The organism is Streptomyces sp. NPDC055025 (genome assembly GCF_053608565.1).
In genome coordinates this window covers 1-18,858 of record NZ_JBSGVS010000087.1, presented here as the reverse complement: position 1 = coordinate 18,858, position 18,858 = coordinate 1, and the positions used below count along the sequence as shown (strand labels likewise).

Genomic DNA, 18,858 nt, shown 5'->3' with positions numbered 1-18,858 from the left:
CGTCAACATCTTTCGCCGCACGGACCGTTGCCGTGGCCCCGACAACCGCCTCTCCTCGACCGCCCTTCCCGTCAGCTCAACTGCCGTTCCCGTCGGCCGCGATGGCGCCGGAACGGCCGGAAGCCTCGTCCCGTCGCCGACCGTCGAGCCGACCGCGGTCCGGGCGACGCTTGTCCGGTCGACGGCGCCGCGCGGCCGTGACATGGACAGGGAGCAGACTCAGTCCCCAACTGCCCGCCGCCACCGCTCCCTCCACCAGACCGCTGTGCTCGGGCACCAGCGCGAGCCGCAGCACGGCCCACCACCACAACCCGCCGAGGGCGAGCGCCGGCAAAAGGACCCACCGCCTCGCCATGGCTGCCTCCTCCGGCCGACGCTCAGGCCTGTCGTTCGGTTCTTGCCGGGCTTCACGCCCGCGATGACATCAGCCGCAGCCGCGACGGGCCGCCCCTCGCCGAGGGTGTCCGTCGCGCGCCCCGCGCGTGGACCCCGCGATCCGGTCCGATCCGATCCGGTCCGGTCCGGTCCGGTCCAAATGAAAGACCCTAGACCTGAAGGAACAACCGCCGCGAGAGCGCATCGGATGCACACCCCGGCGCACGCAGACCTCACACAAGACCGGCTCCGGGGCCTTGACCGGCTCCACAGGCTCCCGGGCCGCTCCGCATGACCCCGGGCCCATGACCCCGAGCCAGAGAAGACCGATTCCGGGGAGACCGATTCCGGGGAGACCCGTTCCGCGGGCCCCGTCAGACATTCTCCGCCTGGAACATCCAGGCGTGCTTCTCGAGATCCGCGGCCACCTGGATCAGTATGTCCTGGGTCACCGGGTCCGGATCGGCCGTCGCCTCGATACGCTCACGCATCCGCGTGATCACCGATCCCAGCCCGTCGATCATGAGCTGTACCGCGTCCCCGTCCTTGATCCAGCCGTTGGGCACCGGGACGAACGCACTCGTCGCCGCGACCGTCGCGGCCCTTCCGTCCGGTGTCACCCCGATCGCGGAGGCCCTTTCCGCAACGGTGTCCGAGTGCTTCCGGGCCGTGGACACGACCTCGTCGAGTTGGAGATGTACGGAGCGGAAGCGCGGCCCGACGATGTTCCAGTGCACCTGCTTGGCCACCAGCGCCGTGTCCACCAGATCCACGAGCGCGCCCTGCAACGTCTCGCCGACCAGCTTCAGATCCGCCTCGGACAGGGGACTCTTCACGACAGACATGCGTGCCCTCCAGTTCCATTCGCCCGGTTCCCGTCACGGTTTCCATCCACCCTTGTTCCCGCAAAGGCACTTTCCACCATGGCACATATGACGCAAAACGGTCATTCCGCAAACGGCAGAAGCCCCGGCCGGTCCTCAGGACCGATCGGGGCTTCCGCAAGCGCTGTGCAGCCGACGTCATGTGAACGACATCATCTGACCAACTCTGGGTAACGAGCTCTGTGCAACGCTACGAAACACTCACCGTCAGGCGGCGACGACGTCCACCGCCTCCGTAGGCGCCTTGATCGTCACCCGCTCCGTCGGCACTCCCGCCACCGACGTCACGGAGACGGAATTGAGCATTGGGCGTACTGGCGCGGGCACCGGCTCATTGGCCGCCGCCGACGCCGCCAGCTCGGCCAGCGACAGTTCGTCGCTCACTTCCCGCATGAGCTCTGACATCCGTACGTCAAGCGCGTCGCAGATCGCGGAGAGCAGTTCGGAGGATGCCTCCTTCTGCCCCCGCTCCACCTCGGAGAGATAGCCGAGCGAGACTCGGGCGGACGAGGAGACTTCGCGCAGAGTACGGCCCTGGCGTTGGCGCTGCCGACGCAGCACGTCACCAAGCAGGCGACGGAGCAGAATCATCGGTGGCTCCCTCCTCGGACCGCGTAGCCGCATCCTTCACGCCCCACCGTACCGCCTCGCGCCGCGGCCGTGCGGGGAGCGATGTCGTGTTCACTCAGGGCTGCAAACATCAATTCCCCCCGTTCTGTTCCGTATCCTGTGCCCGCCCGTTCCATGAGAGTTCGCTGAGGAGCAGCGCGAGCACGCTGCGTACACTCTCCTTACGGATGTCCGCACGGTCGCCGTTCAACCGCAAAGCGGTCACTTTCCCCGCGCCTTCCGGTCCCACGACGGCGACGTAGACCGTTCCGACGGGCTGTCCGTCCTGTGGATCGGGGCCCGCGACACCGGTGGTCGCCGCACCCCACCCGGCGCCCAGCACCCGCCGCGCTCCGGCCGCCATCTGACGCGCGACCTCGGGGTCGACCGCACCGCGCTCCTCCAGCAGGACCCCGTCGACACCCAGGACGTCCCGCTTGAGGGCTGTCGCGTACGCCGTGACGGACCCGCGGAAGGTCCGGGAGGCGCCGGGGACCGAAGTCAGCTCCGCGGCCACCAGACCGCCGGTGAGGGATTCCGCGACCGCCAGCGTCCCGCCGGTCTTCTCCAGGGCCGCCAGCACCCGTGCGGCGTACTCCCGCGAGGACGCGCTGCGGGCTCCTGTCCCGGTCGGCCCTGCGGTCACCGCGCGGACTCCCCCTCGCCGGACGCGCCGGCCGTTCCTGGCGCACCGGTCCCGTCCGGCACACCGGTCCCGCCCGGCTCCGCAGGAGGCGCCACGGATCCGCCGGTCGCCCCTGGTCCCGCCGGCGCCCCGGGCCGGGCCGCCGCGCGCTCCGCCGCGAGCCCCTGCCGCCGCAGCACGACCGCCTGCCGCACATAGTCCAGCCCGGTGACCACCGTCAGCACGACGGCCACCGCCATCACCCAGAAGCGGAGCGTGGCCAGCGGCCCGGTCAGCGCCAGGACATACATCCCCGCCGCCGTGCCCTGGGCCAGGGTCTTCATCTTGCCGCCCCGGCTGGCCGGGATGACCCCGTGTCTGATCACCCAGAACCGCATCAGCGTGATGCCGAGTTCACGGAAAAGAATGACCCCCGTGACCCACCACGGCAGATCACCGAGCGCGGAGAGACAGACCAGCGCCGCTCCCATGATCGCCTTGTCCGCGATCGGGTCGGCGATCTTCCCGAAGTCGGTGACCAGGTTGTACGTACGGGCGAGATGGCCGTCGAAGATGTCCGTGATCATGGCGACGGCGAAGGCGGCCCATGCCCAGGCACGCCAGACGGGGTCGTAGCCGCCTTCCTGGAGCAGCAGCATCACAAAGGCGGGCACCAGCACCAGCCGCACCATCGTGAGGATATTGGCGATGTTCCACAGACTTGCCTGATCGACCACCACCGCCACCCGCTTTCCGCCGGGCGCCGGCTTCGCGCCGGTACCCCCGGCCGCGGACGCCGGGACTCCGGTCATCTGGCCGCCTCCTCGCCCGGAGTCCTCGCACCGTCCCGCGAAAGCCCCTGAAGCCCCGGGAGTCCCTGGAGCTCGTAGCACTCGGCCACGAGGTCCACGCCCTGGGTGCCGATCACCTTCGCCTCGACCAGAAGGCCGGGACGCAGGCCCTCGCCCGAAGTGAAGATCACCTGGCCGTCGGTCTCGGGCGCCTGGTGCGCCGCGCGGCCGACCGCCGCCTCCCCGTAGCCGCCTTCCTCGCCGTCCGTCTCCCCGCCGACCGATTCGACGAGCACCTGAAGGCTCTCGCCGAGCCGCTCCTCGGCCCGCTGCGCGGTCAGTTCCTCCGCCAGCCGCGACAGATGGTCCAGCCGCTCGGCGACGACGTCCGGGTCCAGCTTGTTCTCGTACGTCGCCGCCTCGGTGCCGTCCTCGTCCGAATACCCGAAGACCCCGACGGCGTCGAGCCGCGCACCCGTGAGGAAACGCTCCAGCTCCGCGAAGTCCGCCTCGGTCTCGCCGGGGAAGCCGACGATGAAGTTGGAGCGCACTCCGGCCTGCGGCGCCTTGCCGCGGATGGTCTCCAGAAGCTCCAGGAAGCGGTCGGTGTCCCCGAAGCGCCGCATCGCGCGCAGCACGTCGGGCGCCGAGTGCTGGAAGGAGAGATCGAAGTACGGCGCGACCTTGGGCGTGGATGTCAGTACGTCGATCAGCCCCGGCCGCATCTCGGCGGGCTGGAGGTAACTGACCCGTACCCGCTCGATCCCGTCGACCGCCGCCAGTTCCGGCAGCAGGGTCTCCAGCAGCCGGATGTCGCCGAGGTCCTTGCCGTACGAGGTGTTGTTCTCGGAGACGAGCATGACCTCCTTGACGCCCTGCTCGGCCAGCCAGCGCGTCTCGCCCAGCACATCGGAGGGGCGCCGGGAGACGAAGGATCCGCGGAACGACGGAATGGCGCAGAAGGAGCAGCGCCGGTCACAGCCGGAGGCCAGCTTGACGGAGGCGACGGGGCTGCGGTCGAGGCGCCGCCGCAGCGGCGCCCGTGGCCCGGAGGCCGGAGCGAGCCCCTCGGGCAGATCCTCGGGGGCCGGGACCACCCCGGCCGCCGTCTGCCCGTGACCGGGCAGCGCGACCTCGGTGCCCTGGCGGTCGACCGGGCTGAGCGGCAGCAGCTTGCGCCGGTCACGGGGCGTGTGCGAGGCATGCACGCCGCCGCTCAGGATGGTCTGGAGCCGGTCGGAGATGTCGGCGTAGTCGTCGAAACCGAGGACACCGTCGGCCTCCGGCAGGGCCTCGGCGAGTTCCTTGCCGTACCGCTCGGCCATGCAGCCGACGGCGACGACGGCCTGGGTCCTGCCCTGATCCTTGAGATCGTTGGCTTCCAGCAGGGCGTCGACGGAGTCCTTCTTCGCGGCCTCGACGAATCCGCAGGTGTTGACGACGGCGACATCCGCGTCCGAGGCGTCCTGGACGAGCTCCCAGCCATCCGCTGCCAAGCGGCCTGCGAGCTCCTCCGAGTCCACCTCGTTACGGGCGCAGCCGAGTGTGACAAGGGCGACGGTACGGCGTTCGGGCATGGGCTCAAGACTACTTTGTCCTGGCCCTGCCCCTGGCGTGCAGGGTTGCTCAGCCGTCTTCGGGGTCGCCCTGCGTGTACGAGAGTCGCTCGACCTGTCCCGGCTCGAACTCGTCCTCGACCTTCTTGCCGTTCACGAACAGCTCGATCGCACCGGCGTTCCCGAGGATGAGATCGATCTGCTCGTCGTCCTGGAAGGTCTTGGAGTCACCCTTGTTGAGTGTTCCGTCGAACAGCAGCTTGCCGTCGTGCGCCTTGGCCGAGATCCAGCTCTTGTCGTCTATGACCGACAGTCGCACCGTGACCTTGTCGAGCGGCGCCGCCGCGATGGCGCTGTCCGACGGTTCGGGCTTGGGGGCCGGCTTGGTGGCGGTGGGTTTGACACCGCTCTTCTGGGGCTTGGGCCCCTCGGCGGCCTGCTTGGCCTTGCCGGTGTTGTCCTCCCCGTCGAACACCGTGAAGCCGACGAAACCCACCACGGCGACGATCGCCGCGACCATGGCGGCGGTCCAGTTGGGACGGGGCCGATCGGACCGGATCCGCTCCGCCTCGAACATCGGTGCCGCGGGTGTGGGTACGGGACGGCCGCCGTGCTCGGCGTCGAACTGCCCGACCAGGGCTTCGGGGTCGACCCCCACCGCGCGGGCGAGCACACGGATATGGCCGCGGGCGTAGACGTCGCCACCACAGCGGGAGAAGTCGTCCTGCTCGATGCCGTGCACGATGGGGACGCGCACGCGCGTGGAACCGCTGACGTCATCGACGCTCAGCCCGGCGGCGATACGCGCCTGCTGAAGGGTCTGCCCGATCGAGGGCCGATCGTCTTCGATCAACGGCTGATCGTATGGGGATGAGTTCCGGTCGTCCTCAAGGAAGTTCCGTTCTTCTTCCAGGGAGTTCCGGTCGTCTTCGGGTGGATTCCGGTCGTCTTCCGGGGAGTTGCCGTCGGGGGCACTGCCGTCGGGGGATTTGCCGATGGACACGGGGGAGCCTTTCGAGCGTGTAGCCACCTGCTGGACGTTCAGTCTATGGGTGGTACGAAAGGGTGGGGCAACCGGGCGGATGCACTTTGTACGCCATCGGAATGACCGGACGGCGTGGCGGAGGGACATGGCGCTCTCCCTCCCCAACTTGACGTTTACCCAAGGGAAACGGTTGCCCTCGGATTCACCCGGGTTCTGTCAGGGTTTCCAGAACCCGGGCGGACTCGACAGAAGTCGGTCGGACTCGGTCGGGCTCGCTCGGGATTTCCGTTTTCCTACGGTTGAGGCTCCCCGCGAATCACGGCGAGCACTCCATCCACTTCGTCCGCCTTCACCAGAACGTCGCGCGCCTTGGAGCCCTCGCTCGGCCCGACGATGTTCCTCGACTCCATCAGATCCATCAGCCGGCCCGCCTTGGCGAAACCGACGCGCAGCTTCCGCTGGAGCATCGAGGTCGAGCCGAACTGAGTGGTGACCACCAGCTCGACGGCCTGGCAGAGCAGATCCAGGTCGTCACCGATGTCCTCGTCGATGTCCTTCTTCTTCGCCGTCCCGACCACGACATCGTCGCGGAAGACCGGCGCCATCTGATCCTTGCAGTGCCGGACGATCGCCGCGACTTCGTCCTCGGTCACAAAGGCGCCCTGCATACGGGTCGGCTTGTTCGCGCCCATCGGCAGGAACAGCCCGTCTCCCTTGCCGATCAGCTTCTCCGCGCCCGGCTGATCGAGGATGACCCGGCTGTCCGCCAGCGAGGAGGTCGCGAAAGCGAGCCGGGAGGGCACATTCGCCTTGATCAGACCGGTGACGACATCGACCGAGGGCCGCTGGGTGGCGAGCACGAGATGGATTCCGGCCGCACGGGCCAACTGGGTGATACGGACGATGGAATCCTCGACGTCACGCGGAGCGACCATCATCAGATCGGCCAGCTCGTCCACGATGACCAGCAGATACGGATAGGGGGACAGCTCGCGCCCGCTGCCCTCCGGCGGCTTGACCTTGCCGTCGCGCACGGCCTGGTTGAAGTCGTCGATGTGCCGGTAGCCGTAGGCGGCGAGATCGTCGTAGCGCAGATCCATCTCGCGTACGACCCACTGGAGCGCCTCGGCGGCCCGCTTGGGGTTGGTGATGATCGGCGTGATCAGATGCGGGATGCCCTCGTACGCGGTCAGTTCGACCCGCTTGGGGTCGACCAGGACCATCCGGACGTCCTCCGGGGTCGCCCGGACCATCACCGAGGTGATCAGACAGTTGATGCAGGACGACTTGCCGGAGCCGGTCGCGCCGGCGACCAGCATGTGCGGCATCTTCGCGAGATTGGCCATCACATAGCCGCCCTCGACGTCCTTGCCGAGCGCGACCAGCATGGGGTGGTCGTCCTCGGCGGCGTCCGCCAGACGCAGCACATCGCCGAGGTTGACCATCTCGCGGTCGGTGTTGGGGATCTCGATACCGACCGCGGACTTGCCGGGGATCGGGGAGATGATCCGGACGTCGGGGCTGGCCACGGCGTACGCGATGTTCTTGGTGAGCGCGGTGATCCGCTCGACCTTCACCGCCGGGCCCAGCTCGACCTCGTACCGGGTGACGGTCGGGCCCCGGGTGAAACCGGTGACCGCCGCGTCGACCTTGAACTCCATGAACACATTGGTGAGCGAGGCGACGATGGCGTCATTGGCGGCGCTGCGCGTCTTGCCGGGACCGCCGCGCTCCAGCAGGTCCAGCGAGGGCAGCGCGTAGGTGATGTCCCCGCGCAGCTGGAGCTGTTCGGCGCGCGGCGGGAGCGGTTTGTCGATCGGGGGCGCGGGCTTGGTCAGATCCGCGACGGCGCCGCCCGCGGGCCGCTTCTCGGGCTCCCTGGCGGTCGGTACGGGTACGGGGCGCTCCGGGCGCTCCCCGGGCCCCTCACCGCCCTTGCGCATCCGGTCCACGGAGACGCCCTGCGTGAGGTCGGCGACGATCGGCGAGGGCGGCATCCCGTTGAGCACCGCGCCGTCCAGCGCCGCCGCGGCCGCGGCCGCCACATCCACCGCGTCCATGGGACGGTCGACGGCCGGCTGTACGGAGGCCCGGCGCGGCCTGCGCCGTCCGGAGAGCGCCTCGGCCTCCGCCTGGTCCGGGTCGTACTCCCCTTGCGGGCCGCTCCGGCGCCCGGAGGTACGGCGCACGCCGGCGGGCAGCCCCGCGCGCCACTGGTCGTCGTACCGCTCGTCGTCGTACCGCTCGTGGTCCCCGTCCCCGTACCGCTCGTACCGCTCGTCGTCGTCCGTCCGCTCCGTCGCGTCGGGGGAGGACAGGATGCCCAGCCGGGTGCCCAGCAGCCGCAGCCGCTGCGGAATGGCGTTGACGGGGGTGGCGGTGACGACCAGCAGACCGAACAGGGTGAGCAGCAGGAGCAGCGGTACGGCGAGGACCTCGCTCATGGTGAAGATCAGCGGCCTGGAGGCGGCCCAGCCGATCAGACCGCCCGCGTCCTGGATCGCCTCGGTGCCCTCGCCGCGCCCCGGGGCTCCACAGGCGATATGGACCACTCCGAGCACCCCGACGACCAGCGCGGAGAGCCCGATGACGATCCGTCCGTTGGCCTCGGGCCGCTCGGGGTAGAGGATCAGCCGTACGGCGATCGCGCCCAGCAGTATCGGCACCAGCAGATCGAGCCGGCCGAAGGTGCCGGTGACGAGCATCTCGATCAGATCGCCCACCGGACCGCGCAGATTCGACCAGGTACCCGCCGCGACGACCAGGGCGAGGCCGAGCAGCAGCAGGGCCAGGCCGTCCTTGCGATGGGCCGGGTCGAGTCCCTTCGCGCCACGCCCCAGGCCGCGGAACATCGCTCCGACGCCATGGGCCGTGCCGAGCCACAGCGCGCGCACGAGCCGGTACACGCCCCCGGTGGGGGACGGCGCGGCCTTGGGCGGGGGGCCGGCGGCCTTCTTGGCGGGCGCCTTCTTGGCCGGTGGTCTTTTCGCGGGCGCCGCCGCCTTCTTCGCCGCCGTCTTCTTGGCGGGTGCCGCCTTCGCGGCGCCGGTCGTACGGCCGGCCCGCGGCTTCGCGGCGCCCGCCGTGCCCTGGGAACCCTTGCCGGACGTACGTGAGGCCATGGTGGTGAGGTTACCGGTGTGCACGTCCGTCGACACGTGTGCCTACCGCTTCACCCGTACGTGTCGCCACAAGTCCGGGGAAAACTGACGCCGTTCACCGATCCGCCGTTCACCGGTCCGCCGTTCACGGGATCACGGCCGGGACCTTCACGACATCACGGCCGGGAGCGGGCCCTCGCCGGTGGTCAGCTCGGTGACGGGCCGCTCTCAGCTCTGCGAGGGCAGGGTGGGTGTACCGCTTCCCGTCCCCGGCTCCAGCGCGTCCAGTGCCCGCCGCAGACCGGTGAGTTTGCGCTCCAGATGCGCGGCGGTGGCCACGGCGGAGGCGTCCGCCGAATCGTCGTCGAGCTGCTTGGAGAGCGCTTCGGCCTGCTCCTCAACTGCCGCGAGCCGTCCCGAGAGTTCGGCGAGCAGACCGGCCGGCTCCCTGGTCTCGCCCGCACCGGCCAGCTGGAGTCTGAGCAACTCGGCCTGCTCCTTGAGCTGGCAGTTCTTCATGTACAGCTCGACGAAGACCGAGACCTTGGCACGCAGCACCCAGGGATCGAACGGCTTCGAGATGTAGTCGACCGCACCCGCCGCGTAACCCCGGAAGGTGTGGTGCGGGCCGTGGTTGATGGCCGTCAGAAAGATGATCGGGATGTCACGCGTCCGCTCACGCCGTTTGATGTGCGCGGCCGTCTCGAACCCGTCCATGCCGGGCATCTGGACATCCAGCAGAATGACCGCGAAGTCGTCCGTCAGCAGCGCTTTGAGCGCTTCCTCCCCGGACGATGCCCGCACCAGCGTCTGATCGAGCGCGGAGAGAATGGCCTCCAGCGCCAGCAGATTCTCCGGCCGGTCATCGACCAGGAGGATCTTGGCCTTCTGCACCATGGCCACCCGCCCTCCTCGCCCCGGCATGGGACGCCCCCCGTTCACGGTGCCCCGCGTCATACCGGGCGCCGCCCCAGGGGACGACTCCCTTACGCCGTCCGTCCTTGTGCCGGTCATGGTAGCCGCACCCCGCCTGTCGCCACACCCTGTCACCGTGATGTCACTGTGCACGAATCGGAAACGTAGCGCGAGACCAGAAGGTTCCCCGAATATCCCCGTCTCACACACCGTGCGGCACAGTCCGTCAGGACATTCCGATGATCCGGTCCCGTCCGCTCCCGCCGGCCGGTCACCTGTCGCGCATCCACTGCTCCATCACCGTCAGGAGATGGTCGGGATCAACCGGCTTGGTCACATAGTCGGAAGCGCCCGATTCGAGGGCCTTCTCCCGGTCGCCCTTCATCGCCTTCGCGGTGAGCGCGATGATCGGCAGTCCGGCGAACTGCGGCATCCTGCGGATCGCCGTCGTCGTGGCGTACCCGTCCATCTCGGGCATCATGATGTCCATCAGAACGACCGTCACATCGTCGTGCTGTTCCAGGACTTCGATGCCCTCGCGGCCGTTCTCCGCGTACAGCACGGAGAGTCCGTGCTGCTCCAGCACGCTGGTGAGGGCGAAGACATTGCGGATGTCGTCGTCCACGATCAGCACCTTCTCACCGGCGAAGCTGAACGTACGGGTCTCCCGGACGGTGTCCTGACGGCCCGTACCGCCCGTGCGGGAGCCCCAGGACTCCTGGCGGCCCAGGGACCCCGTGCCCCCCGCGCGCGGAGCCTGTGCGCCCAGTCCCGACGGCCCGGCACCCTGCGTCCCGGCACCCGGGCTCCTGCGGCGGCGCCGGAACAGCGCGGCGGGACCCGCCGGCTCGGCGTCCGCAGAGGCCGCCTGCGCCTCCTGCTGGCCCGCCGTCTCCCCCGGACCGTCCTCCACCGGGCGCCCCTGCGACCGCACGCCCGCGGGCGCCAACTGCGGATAGCCCTGCGGGGGCAGCTCGCTGGGGTGCAGCGGCAGATAGAGCGTGAACGTGGACCCACGCGCCGGCTCGCTCGCCGCGTGGATCTCACCGCCGAGCAGCCGGGCGATCTCCCTGCTGATGGACAGACCCAGCCCCGTACCGCCGTACTTCCTGCTGGTCGTGCCGTCCGCCTGCTTGAACGCCTCGAAGATCACCCGCATCTTGCTCGCGGCGATACCGATCCCGGTGTCGGTGACCGAGAAGGCGATCAGATCCCCGTCCGCGTCACGCAGCGAACCCGCCTCCAGCAACTGCTCCCTGATGGCGTGCGGCACATCCGTACCCGCCGGGCGGATCACCAGCTCCACCGCGCCGGAATCGGTGAACTTCACCGCGTTGGAGAGCAGATTCCGCAGCACCTGCAACAGACGCTGCTCATCGGTGTGCAGGGTCGCGGGCAGCTCCGGCGAGACCCGTACGGAGAAGTCGAGCCCCTTCTCCGCGGTGAGCGGCCGGAACGTCGCCTCCACGTAGTCGACGAGCTGGACCAGCGCGATCCGGGTCGGGCTCACATCCATCTTGCCCGCCTCGACCTTCGACAGATCGAGGATGTCGTTGATGAGCTGGAGCAGATCCGAGCCCGCGCCATGGATCGTCTCCGCGAACTCCACCTGCTTCGGGGAGAGATTCGATTCAGCGTTGTCCGCGAGCAGCTTGGCGAGGATGAGCAGCGAGTTGAGCGGTGTCCGCAGCTCGTGCGACATGTTCGCCAGGAACTCCGACTTGTAGCGCATCGAGACGGCGAGCTGCTCGGCCCGCTCCTCCAGCACCTGCCTGGCCTCTTCGATCTCGGTGTTCTTCACCTCGATGTCGCGGTTCTGCTGCGCCAGCAGCTCCGCCTTCTCCTCCAGCTCGGCGTTGGACTCCTGAAGGGCCTTCTGCCGGTTCTCCAGCTCGGCCGAGCGCTCCCGGAGCTGCTCGGTCAGCTCCTGCGACTGCTTCAGCAGCACCTCCGTCTTGGAGTTGACACTGATGGTGTTGACGCTCGTCGCGATCATCTCGGCGATCTGGTTGAGGAAGTCCTTCTGGATATGCGTGAACGGCTGGAACGACGCCAGCTCGATCACTCCGAGGACCTTCCCCTCGAAGAGCACCGGCAGCACGATCACATGCGCCGGTGACGCCTCCCCGAGTCCGGACGAGATCTTGAGATAGCCCGGCGGCACATTGACCTGGATGGTGCGCTTCTCCTCGGCGGCCGTGCCGATGAGCGTCTCGCCGGGCCGGAAGACCGTCGGCATCGACCCGGCCGAGTATCCGTAACTGCCGCGCATGCACAGCTCGTACGAACTGTCCCTGCCACCGTCCGGACCGACCTGGGACACATTGCCGGTCTGCATCGCCACGAAGAACGCGCCGTGCTGCGCCGAGACCACCGGAGTCAGCTCGCTCATGATCAGCGAGGCCACGTCGTCGAGATCGCGGCGGCCCTGCATCAGACCGGAGATACGGGCGAGATTGCCCTTCAGCCAGTCCTGCTCCTCGTTGGCGAGGGTGGTGTCGCGCAGATTGGCGATCATCGTGTTGATGTTGTCCTGGAGGACCTGGATCTCGCCCGCCGCGTCGACATCGATCTTCAGATTGAGATCGCCCCTGGTCACCGCGGTGGCCACGGCGGCGATCGCACGCACCTGACGGGTCAGATTGCCCGCCATCTCGTTCACCGACTCGGTGAGATCCCGCCAGGTGCCGTCGACGTCCCGCACCCGCGCCTGGCCGCCGAGCTGCCCGTCCGTGCCCACCTCGCGGGCCACCCGGGTCACCTCCTCGGCGAAGGAGGAGAGCTGGTCGACCATGGTGTTGATGGTGTTCTTGAGCTCCTGGATCTCACCGCGCGCGTCGATGTCGATCTTCTTGGTGAGATCGCCCTTCGCGATGGCGGTCGTGACGGTGGCGATCTGGCGCACCTGGCCGGTCAGATTGGACGCCATCGAGTTCACCGACTCGGTGAGGTCCTTCCACGTACCCGACACACCGGGCACCCTGGCCTGACCGCCCAGTTCACCCTCGGTGCCCACCTCACGGGCGACCCGCGTCACCTCGTCCGCGAACGACGACAGCGTCGTCACCATCGTGTTGACGGTGTCGGCGAGCTCCGCGACCTCGCCGCGCGCCTCCACCGTCACCTTCTTCGTCAGATCACCGTTGGCGACCGCGGCCGAGACCCGGGAGATGTTCCGCACCTGGCTGGTCAGGTTGTTGGCCATGGTGTTGACGTTGTCGCTGAGGTCCTTCCAGATACCGGTGACGCCCCGGACCCTGGCCTGGCCGCCGAGGATGCCCTCCGTACCCACCTCACGCGCGACCCGTGTCACCTCGTCCGCGAAGTTCAGGAGCTGGTCGACCATCGTGTTGACGGTCGTGACCAGGTCGAGGATCTCGCCCTTGGCGTCGACCGTGATCTTCTTCGACAGATCGCCCCTGGCGACCGCCGTGGTGACCTCGGCGATATTGCGGACCTGCGAGGTCAGGTTGTTCGCCATGAAGTTGACGGACTGGGTCAGGTCCTTCCAGGTACCGGAGACGCCCTGGACCTCGGCCTGACCGCCGAGGATGCCCTCGGTGCCCACCTCGCGCGCCACCCGGGTAACCTGCTCGGCGAAGTTGGAGAGCTGGTCCACCATCGTGTTGAGGGTGTTCTTCAGCTCCAGGATCTCGCCGCGCGCGTCCACATCGATCTTCTGCGACAGGTCACCCCGCGCCACCGCCGTCGCGACACCCGCGATGTTGCGGACCTGATCGGTGAGGTTCCCGGCCATACCGTTGACGGAATCCGTCAGATCCCGCCAGACACCGGCCACGCCGGGCACCTTCGCCTGACCGCCGAGCCGGCCGTCCGTACCCACCTCGCGCGCGACCCTGGTCACCTGGTCGGCGAAGGCCGAGAGCTGGTCGACCATCGTATTGATGGTGTTCTTCAGCTCCAGGATCTCGCCCCGGGCGTCCACGTCGATCTTCTGCGACAGGTCACCCCGCGCCACCGCCGTGGTCACCTGTGCGATCTGACGCACCTGGTCCGTCAGATTCCCCGCCATGAAGTTGACGGAGTCGGTGAGTTCCTTCCAGGTACCGCTGACGCCGTCCACCCGGGCCTGGCCGCCGAGCCGGCCCTCCGTGCCCACGTCCCGGGCCATCACGGTGACCTGGTCGGCGAAGGAGGAGAGCTGGGACACCATCGTGTTGACGGTGTTCTTCAGTTCCAGCATCTCGCCCGCCACATCGACGGTGACCTTCTGGGTCAGGTCACCGTTCGCGACCGCGGTCGTCACCTGCGCGATGTCCCGCACCTGGCCGGTGAGGTTACGGAAGGCCGTGTTCACCGAATCGGTGAGGTCCTTCCAGGTGCCCGCCGCGCCCGGCACCTCGGCCTGGCCGCCGAGCCGGCCCTCGACACCGACCTCCCGCGCGACCCGGGTGACCTCGGAACCGAACGACTGGAGCTGGTCCACCATCGTGTTGACGGTGTTCTTGAGCTCCAGCATCTCGCCCGCCACATCGACGGTGACCTTCTGCGACAGATCGCCGTTCGCGACCGCCGTCGTCACCTGCGCGATGTCCCGCACCTGAGTCGTCAGATTGCGGAAGACGGTGTTGACCGAGTCCGTGAGGTCCTTCCAGGTCCCGGCGGCGCCCGGCACCTGCGCCTGGCCACCGAGCAAACCCTCGGCGCCGACCTCGCTCGCCACCCGGGTCACTTCGTCCGCGAAGGTACGGAGCGTCTCCGTCATCTGGTTGATCGTCTCGGCGAGCTGTGCCACCTCGCCCCGCGCGCTCACCGTGACCTTCTGCGACAGGTCACCGTTGGCGACGGCCGTCGTGACCTCCGCGATACCGCGCACCTGACTGGTCAGGTTGCCGGCCATCGTGTTCACCGAGTCGGTCAGGTCCTTCCAGACCCCCGCCACCCCGGGCACGGTCGCCTGACCGCCCAGCTCGCCCTCGGTGCCGACCTCCCGGGCCACGCGCGTGACCTCGGAGGAGAACGACGAGAGCTGGTCCACCATGGTGTTCACGGTGTTCTTGAGCTGGAGCATCTCACCGGCCACATGGACGGTGACCTTGCGTGACAGATCGCCCTTGGCCACGGCCGTCGTGACGAGAGCAATATCACGTACCTGAGCGGTCAGCCGGTACGCCATCGTGTTGACCGAATCCGTGAGGTCCTTCCACGAACCGGACATGCCGCGCACCTTGGCCTGGCCGCCGAGCTTGCCCTCGGTACCGACCTCCAGCGCCACCCGGGTCACCTCGTCGGTGAACGCCGAGAGCTGGTCGACCAGATTGTTGACCGTACGGGCCACCTTCAGGAACTCGCCCCGCAGCGGCCTCTCCCCACCGTCCGGAGACTGCGAGCGCAGCTCCATCCGCTGCTCCAGATCACCCTCGGCGACCGCCGAGAGCACCCGTCCGACCTCGGAGACGGGCCGCGCCAGATCGTCCACCAGCGCGTTCGACGCGTCGATGGCGGCGGCCCAGGACCCCTCGCAGGCGCCCGTCTCCAGCCGCTCCGTGAGCTTTCCCTCCCGCCCGACCATACGGCGCACCCGGGCCAGCTCACCCGTGAGATGGAGATTGCGGTCGGCGACCTCGTTGAAGACGGCGGCGATCTCCGCCATCACATCGTCACCGGCGACGGTCAGCCGTTTACGGAAGTTGCCGTCCCGCATCGAGACCAGGGCGGCCAGCAGTCTCTGCAGCTCTGCCGTGTCCACCTCGGTGGTCCCATTGCTCCGGGACCGTCCGCCTTTCGCGCGCGTACTCGTGCCACGCGCCGCCGTGCCAGACTCCACCGTGTCCCTCCGCAGGGGTTGACCGTACCGCCGGGCTGTCTCCGGAAGCCTGCCCAGTGTTTCACCACGTCCGAACCAGGCCATAACAGTTCGGCAGCAGCTTCGCTTAGCGTCCCCGCCCCCGGAGGGCGGAAACAGCGGCGACCGGCATCCGCTCGGACAGCGAAGGTAAGTAACCTGGCATCCGGCTGTCCAACCACCCCGGTCCGCCCGGCAGGGGGCGGTGTGGCGAAGGTACTACCACCGGGCACCAGGAGGGGCAGGGCCGATCATGGCGGAGCCGGGCGTCGAAACGCGTACGAGGAGTTCTGTGATCACCGCGCGGGCGGCTGCCACCTTCGACCCTGTCGGACGGTCCGTGGCCACTGCCCGCGCATTCGTCCGCGACACGCTCCAGGGATGGGGCTACGCGGATGTCGTCGACGACGCGGTGGTCCTCACCAGCGAACTCGTCACCAATGCCGTCATCCACGCGGGCACCTCCGCCGACGTGCTCTGCCTCCGTACCGAGGACGGCGTCCGGGTCGAGGTCGCCGACCGCTACCCCGAGCGCGAGATCCCCATCCAGGGCGCCGGACGGTCCTTCGCCAACGCCGACCGCGAGAACGGCAGAGGGCTGCTGCTCTGTGCCGCCCTCGCCTCACGCTGGGGCGTCGAATACACGTCCACGTACAAGCAGGTCTGGTTCCAGCTCGATCTGCCCCAGCGCCCCGTGGGCGCCCGCTCGGCCGGCCCGGTCCTGCCCACGAGTCTGCTACCGGTCGCCGACGAACGCGTAAGGGTCGCCGTCATCCAGATCGACCGCAGCGCCGCTGTCGTCAACTGGAACGAGGACGCCGAACACATCTTCGGATACGCGGCCGATCAGGTCATCGGCAAACCCCTCCCCGACATCGCCGCCTGGCCGCACACCCCCGGTCTCGGCACCGGGATCGTCGAGGCGCTCCAGCTCTCCCGGTGGGAGGGCAGCTACGGAATCCGCGGCGCCGACGGCCGCGTCATCCCCGTCTACGCCTCCCATCTCAGGGTGCGCGACACCCACGGCGAGCCGTCCACCGTCTGCCTCCTCGTACGCGACTACGAACGCGCCGTCATCCAGACCCCGCTGCGCGCCCCGAGCGAGGCGGGCGCCGAGAGCCGCACCGCGGACCCCTTCGAGGTCTTCATCGGCTCCCCCGCTCCCGAAGATCTCGACGGACTCCTCCAGCGCACGGTGGAGCGCGCCCGCGACATGCTCGACGGCGACTCGGCCTTTCTCCTGCTCGCCACGGACGACGAGACGGAGCTGGAGGTACGGGCCTCCACCGGGCTCCCCTCCGCCCGTCAGCGCTTCGCACGCGTCCCCGTGGAGGCCGGAACCGGACGGTACGGCTCCGCACGCATGCCCGCCGTCCACGAAGACCTCACGGCCGTCCCGGGCGCCGTCCCGCTGCTCAACGACACCGGGATGCGCTCCGTCGTGACCGTCCCGCTCAAGGTCGAGGGCCGGCTCACCGGTTCCCTGGGCGTCGCCGCGGAAGGCGCCGGCCGCTACTCCAACGAGGAGGCGCTGCGCCTCCAGTTCGCCGCGGACCGTATCGCCCTGGCAGTCGAATCGGCCCGCCTCGGTGAACTCGAACGTCTCCGCCGCGGCTCGCTCTCCTTCCTCGTCGAGGCCTCCGATCTGCTCGCCGGGACGCTGGACCGGGACCAGACACTGGCCCTCATGGCCCAGATGACCGTCCCCACCCTCGCCACCTGGTGCGCCGTCTACACGATCGCCGACCAGTCGTCCGACCCGTACCTCTCGTACGTGCTGCACGAGGACGAGGAGCGCATCGACGGTCTCAAGGCCCTCCTCTCCAAGATCAACCCACCGGACCCTGTCCCCACCCCCGGCGCCCGTATCTGGAACGCCCCCTCGGAAGCCGCCCACCAAGCGGCACTGCGCACCTCCATGCGCGAGTTGGGACGGAGTTCCTCCTCGCTCTCCTCGGGCGTGGGCACCACCCTCGCGACGGCCGCGGCGGTCGGCGGCGAGACGGTCGTACTGCCCTTGGTGGCCCGCAACCGGGTCATCGGGATGCTGACTCTCGGCAAGCCCTCGGACGACCATTTCCGCCAGGAGATCCTGGAGCTCGCCGAGGACCTCTCACGCCGGGCGGCACTCGCGCTCGACAACGCGCGCCTCTACTCCGAGCGCACCGCCATCAGCCAGGCGCTCCAGCGCAGCCTGCTGCCACCGGGTCTGCCCGAGGTGCCGGGTGTCGAGGTCGATGTCATCTACCGAGCCGCGGGCGAAGGCAACGAGGTCGGCGGTGACTTCTACGATCTGTTCCCCATCCGGGACGGTGCCTACGGCTTCGCCATCGGCGATGTCTGCGGTACGGGCCCGGAAGCCGCGGCCGTCACCGGTCTGGCCCGGCACGCGCTCCGGCTGCTGGCCCGCGAGGGCTTCGGCGGACCCGCGGTCCTCGAACGGCTGAACGCGGCGATCCTCGACGAGGGCGCCCGCAGCCGCTTTCTCACACTGCTGTACGGCGAGTTGTGGCCGCAGGAGGACGGCAGCGCGATCCTCAAGGTGGTCTGCGCCGGCCATCCGCTCCCGCTGCGCCTGCGCCAGGACGGCACGGTCGAACCGGCCGCCGAACCGCAGCCGCTCCTCGGGGTGATGGAAGACCTGGAGCTGTACGAGCAGACGATCACCCTGGACCCGGGCGACGTCCTGCTCTGTGTCACCGACGGAGTCACCGAACGCCGTGAAGGCACACGCATGTTGGGCGACGACGGCCTGGCCGATGTCCTGACGAGCTGCACGGGACTGACGGCCGGCGCGGTCGCCTCCCGTGTCATGCGCGCGGTGGAGCGCTTCGCCGCCGAGCCCGCCTCCGACGACATGGCCATCCTCACGATGCGCGTCCCGGAGCCCCACCCCGCCTGAGCCATCAAACGAAGAAGGCCCCCGCCAAGTGGCGGGGGCCTTACTTCTACGCGGAGCCCCAATACGGAATCGAACCGTAGACCTTCTCCTTACCATGGAGACGCTCTACCGACTGAGCTATTGGGGCGCTGCAACAAGAAGAAGCATACCTGATGCTGAGCCCAGATCAGAACCTCTCCTCTGAACGGGACTTGAATGCGCCATGAACGATCCCGGAACGCAGAAGTGCCCCGTACCGGATAACCGGCACAGGGCACTTCACACAATAATTGTTCGGCGGCGTCCTACTCTCCCACAGGGTCCCCCCTG

The 18,858-nt window shown here is 68.8% G+C and carries 11 protein-coding genes and 1 tRNA gene; 1 reads left to right on the top strand and 11 read right to left on the bottom strand.

Annotated elements, in window-relative coordinates; translation table 11 throughout:
- Positions 1-76: 76 nt before the first annotated feature.
- The 10 genes from ACWGDX_RS35655 to ACWGDX_RS35610 form a co-directional block, all read right to left on the bottom strand.
- Positions 77-355, bottom strand: coding sequence for a hypothetical protein (locus ACWGDX_RS35655; protein ID WP_453632440.1), 279 nt, complete (start codon positions 353-355; stop codon positions 77-79).
- Positions 356-749: 394 nt separating this feature from the next.
- Positions 750-1,220, bottom strand: coding sequence for a Dps family protein (locus ACWGDX_RS35650; RefSeq protein ID WP_363081295.1), 471 nt, complete (start codon positions 1,218-1,220; stop codon positions 750-752).
- A gap of 246 nt (positions 1,221-1,466) precedes the next feature.
- Positions 1,467-1,850: a helix-turn-helix domain-containing protein gene (locus ACWGDX_RS35645; protein ID WP_363081294.1), complete on the bottom strand. Its 384-nt coding sequence runs from the start codon at positions 1,848-1,850 to the stop codon at positions 1,467-1,469.
- A 109-nt stretch (positions 1,851-1,959) separates the two neighbouring features.
- Complete coding sequence (locus ACWGDX_RS35640) at positions 1,960-2,514, bottom strand: CinA family protein (protein ID WP_453632437.1); 555 nt, start codon at positions 2,512-2,514, stop codon at positions 1,960-1,962.
- Positions 2,511-3,305 carry a CDP-diacylglycerol--glycerol-3-phosphate 3-phosphatidyltransferase gene (gene pgsA / locus ACWGDX_RS35635; RefSeq protein WP_453632435.1) on the bottom strand — a complete coding sequence of 265 codons (795 nt, stop codon included), beginning with the start codon at positions 3,303-3,305 and terminating at the stop codon, positions 2,511-2,513. The genes ACWGDX_RS35640 and pgsA overlap by 4 nt, the downstream gene beginning before the upstream one ends.
- Positions 3,302-4,861, bottom strand: a complete 1,560-nt coding sequence (rimO, locus tag ACWGDX_RS35630; RefSeq protein WP_453632433.1) for a 30S ribosomal protein S12 methylthiotransferase RimO — start codon at positions 4,859-4,861, stop codon at positions 3,302-3,304. The genes pgsA and rimO overlap by 4 nt, the downstream gene beginning before the upstream one ends.
- Positions 4,862-4,910: 49 nt before the next feature.
- Positions 4,911-5,693 carry a helix-turn-helix domain-containing protein gene (locus ACWGDX_RS35625; RefSeq protein ID WP_453632431.1) on the bottom strand — a complete coding sequence of 261 codons (783 nt, stop codon included), beginning with the start codon at positions 5,691-5,693 and terminating at the stop codon, positions 4,911-4,913.
- A gap of 425 nt (positions 5,694-6,118) precedes the next feature.
- Positions 6,119-8,947 (bottom strand): DNA translocase FtsK, encoded by a 2,829-nt coding sequence (locus tag ACWGDX_RS35620; RefSeq protein WP_453632429.1) that lies wholly within the window; start codon positions 8,945-8,947, stop codon positions 6,119-6,121.
- A 207-nt stretch (positions 8,948-9,154) separates the two neighbouring features.
- Positions 9,155-9,823, bottom strand: coding sequence for a response regulator (locus tag ACWGDX_RS35615; RefSeq protein ID WP_363081305.1), 669 nt, complete (start codon positions 9,821-9,823; stop codon positions 9,155-9,157).
- A 289-nt stretch (positions 9,824-10,112) separates the two neighbouring features.
- Complete coding sequence (locus ACWGDX_RS35610) at positions 10,113-15,629, bottom strand: HAMP domain-containing protein (RefSeq protein ID WP_453632427.1); 5,517 nt, start codon at positions 15,627-15,629, stop codon at positions 10,113-10,115.
- 271 nt (positions 15,630-15,900) lie between these two features.
- Here ACWGDX_RS35610 and ACWGDX_RS35605 point away from each other — a divergent pair, with 271 nt between their 5' ends.
- The gene (locus ACWGDX_RS35605) at positions 15,901-18,549 is read left to right on the top strand and encodes a SpoIIE family protein phosphatase (protein ID WP_453632425.1); all 2,649 of its coding nucleotides are present in this window, start codon (positions 15,901-15,903) and stop codon (positions 18,547-18,549) included.
- A gap of 54 nt (positions 18,550-18,603) precedes the next feature.
- Here the strand turns inward: ACWGDX_RS35605 and ACWGDX_RS35600 are convergent.
- Positions 18,604-18,676, bottom strand: a tRNA-Thr gene (locus ACWGDX_RS35600).
- Positions 18,677-18,858 lie beyond the last annotated feature (182 nt).

Coding starts and splice junctions, on each gene's coding strand:
- ACWGDX_RS35655 (WP_453632440.1), bottom strand. CDS start 355: ATGGCGAGGCGGTGGGTCCTTTTGCCGGCGCTCGCCCTCGGCGGGTTG.
- ACWGDX_RS35650 (WP_363081295.1), bottom strand. CDS start 1,220: ATGTCTGTCGTGAAGAGTCCCCTGTCCGAGGCGGATCTGAAGCTGGTC.
- ACWGDX_RS35645 (WP_363081294.1), bottom strand. CDS start 1,850: ATGATTCTGCTCCGTCGCCTGCTTGGTGACGTGCTGCGTCGGCAGCGC.
- pgsA (WP_453632435.1), bottom strand. CDS start 3,305: ATGACCGGAGTCCCGGCGTCCGCGGCCGGGGGTACCGGCGCGAAGCCG.
- rimO (WP_453632433.1), bottom strand. CDS start 4,861: ATGCCCGAACGCCGTACCGTCGCCCTTGTCACACTCGGCTGCGCCCGT.
- ACWGDX_RS35620 (WP_453632429.1), bottom strand. CDS start 8,947: ATGGCCTCACGTACGTCCGGCAAGGGTTCCCAGGGCACGGCGGGCGCC.
- ACWGDX_RS35615 (WP_363081305.1), bottom strand. CDS start 9,823: ATGGTGCAGAAGGCCAAGATCCTCCTGGTCGATGACCGGCCGGAGAAT.
- ACWGDX_RS35605 (WP_453632425.1), top strand. CDS start 15,901: ATGGCGGAGCCGGGCGTCGAAACGCGTACGAGGAGTTCTGTGATCACC.